The sequence below is a fragment of the Curtobacterium flaccumfaciens genome (assembly GCF_051548005.1).
GTDB lineage: Bacteria > Actinomycetota > Actinomycetes > Actinomycetales > Microbacteriaceae > Curtobacterium.
Map to the genome: position 1 here is coordinate 1 of NZ_JBPUGH010000255.1, position 1929 is coordinate 1929.

Below are 1929 nucleotides of genomic sequence, written 5' to 3' on the forward strand. Positions count from 1 at the left end.
GTGGCGGCGCCGCCACGGGCCTCCCGTCCGACCCGTCGTGCGTCGTGCGCCGTCAGAACCAGCGTTTGACCTTGAAGACGATGAACAGGATCGCGGCGAACAGGATCATGGCGAGGATGGACAGCGGGTACCCCCACGTCCACTGCAGTTCGGGCATGTGCGTGAAGTTCATCCCGTAGATCGCCGCGATGAGCGTCGGCGCGAAGAGGATCGCCGCCCAGCCGGAGATGCGCTTCGTGTCGTCGTTCTGCTTCTGCGCAGCGAGCGTCGAGTCGACCGTCAGGGCGTTCTGCAGGAGCTGGCGGAACGTGTCGAGGCGCTCGACCGTGCGGATCGCGTGGTCGAGGACGTCACGGAACCGGCGCTGCATCTCGACGGGCAGGTGGTACTTCTCGGCGCCGCGGTGCAGGTTCTCGATCATGTACACGAGTGGTCGGGCGGCCCGCTGGAACGCGACGACCTCGCCGAACAGCTCGTAGATGCGCCTCGAGACCCCGGCGACGCCGGCGAAGAGCTGGTCCTCGATCTGGTTGATGTCCTCCTCGAGACCGTCGATCACCGGCAGGTAGCCGTCGACGATCGAGTCCATCAGCGCCCACAGCTGGGCCTGCGGTCCTGCCGTGACGAGCCCGGGCTTCCCGCTCATGCGCTGCAGGGCACGCGGGACGGCCTGCGGCCCGCGTGGGTCGGCGGGGACGACGGCCAGGAAGAAGTCCTGCCCGACGAAGGCGTGCACCTCGCCGAACTCGACCTCCTCCTTCGCGTCGTGGTAAACCGCGGGCTTCAGCACCACGAAGAGCGTCGTGCCGTACCGCTCGAGCTTCGGCCGTTGGTGTCCCTCGGCGGCGTCCTCGACGGCGAGCTCGTGCAGGCCGAGTGCGACGGCGACGTCCCCGAGCTCCTCGGCGTCGGGTTGGTGGAGCACGATGCACGCGCTCGCGTCCTGGTCCTCGAGCATCCGGAAGGTGTCCGGGAGCGACGGACACGCGATCGGCGCGATCTTGTCGACGTACACGGTGTTCAGCTCCACGCTCACGTCCCCCACCGTACGCAGGACGCGCAGGGTGTGGGCGCGTACCGTCCCGGTCATCAGCATGCTGACGAAGGGAGTGGACATGACTGGGACACGGACGTGGCGGATCGTCGTCGTCGTGAGCGCGGTGATCGCGGTGGTCGGTTCGTTCATCGGATCGGGCGCCGCGGGCGGCACCCCGATCCAGGACGCCGCGGGCGGAGCGCTCTCCGCGTCGTCGACGTCGATCGCGCCGGACGGACCGGCGTTCGGCATCTGGTCGGTGATCTACCTCGGGCTGATCGTGTACGCGGTGCGGCAGCTGTTCCGGACCGCGGACGACGAGCGGCACGCACGGCTGGCCCTCCCAGCGACGCTGTCACTCCTGCTCAACGCCGCGTGGATCCTGTCCGTGCAGTTCGGCTTCCTCTGGGCGAGCGAGCCGATCATCGTGGCGCTGCTCGTGGTGCTCGTGTGGACGTTCGCGATCCTGCGGCGCACGCGGCCGTCCGGCGTCGTCGAGGCGATCGTCACCGACGGCACGTTCGGGCTCTACCTCGGGTGGGTCTGCGTGGCGACGGCGGCGAACACCGCGGCGGTGCTGACGGCTGCCGGCTTCCGGGGCTTCGGGCTCGGGCAGGACGTGTGGGGCGTGCTCGTCGCCGCGGTGGCCGGACTCGTCGGGGTCCTGCTCGCGGTCTGGGGTCGGGGTCGGCTCGCTCCGACGGTCTCGCTGTCTTGGGGCCTCGCATGGGTGGCGGTCGGTCGGCTCGACGGGCCGCTCGTGTCGGTGCCGACGGCCGTGACGGCCGTGGTCGCCGTGGTCGTGGTCGACGTGTACGTGTGCATTTAGCCATGACGGAAATGAACTTCGACGAAAACGACGAGGTTCAGCCTGAGGGTGCGGGGTCGGTTGC

At 69.3% G+C, this 1929-nt stretch carries 2 protein-coding genes; one reads left to right on the plus strand and one right to left on the minus strand.

All coding sequences use genetic code 11. The annotated features are described in order from the left end of the window. Positions 1-52 precede the first annotated feature (52 nt). Positions 53-1036, minus strand: coding sequence for a magnesium and cobalt transport protein CorA (locus ACSW7Y_RS17100; RefSeq protein ID WP_438127420.1), 984 nt, complete (start codon positions 1034-1036; stop codon positions 53-55). 79 nt (positions 1037-1115) lie between these two features. Here ACSW7Y_RS17100 and ACSW7Y_RS17105 point away from each other — a divergent pair, with 79 nt between their 5' ends. Beyond that, a complete protein-coding gene (locus tag ACSW7Y_RS17105) occupies positions 1116-1865 on the plus strand; it encodes a tryptophan-rich sensory protein (protein WP_438127421.1) in 750 nt (249 codons plus the stop codon). Positions 1866-1929: the final 64 nt, after the last annotated feature.